General features: G+C 36.7%; 1 protein-coding gene. It reads left to right on the top strand.

The features are described 5' to 3' along the window. Positions 1-11 precede the first annotated feature (11 nt). Positions 12-401, top strand: a 390-nt coding sequence (locus ACYVTD_RS17455; RefSeq protein ID WP_461248894.1) for a pyruvate formate lyase family protein, incomplete at its 3' end; no start/stop codon positions are given.

Genomic DNA, 401 nt, shown 5'->3' with positions numbered 1-401 from the left:
ATTATGATGTTATGGAGAAGTTTGAGCAGATGATAAATTGGTTGACTAGGGTTTACGTCAATTCGCTTAACATTATTCATTACATGCATGATAAATATTGTTATGAGCGGTTGCAAATGGCTTTGCATGACCGTGATATCGTTCGCACGATGGCGACTGGTATTGCAGGATTGTCCGTTGTGGCAGATTCATTGAGTGCGATTAAGTGGGCTAAAGTGAAACCAATTAGAAACGAAAACGATCTGATTATTGACTTTGTAGTTGAAGGTGATTATCCTAAGTTTGGCAATAACAACGACAAGGTTGATGGAATTGCATCGAAAATTCAACATTTATTTATGGATAAATTAAAGATGCACAAGACATATAGAAGCAGTTTGCCAACGATGTCTATTTTGACT

The sequence above is a fragment of the Treponema sp. R6D11 genome (assembly GCF_054786075.1).
This window is presented reverse-complemented; position numbering and strand designations above follow the sequence as displayed.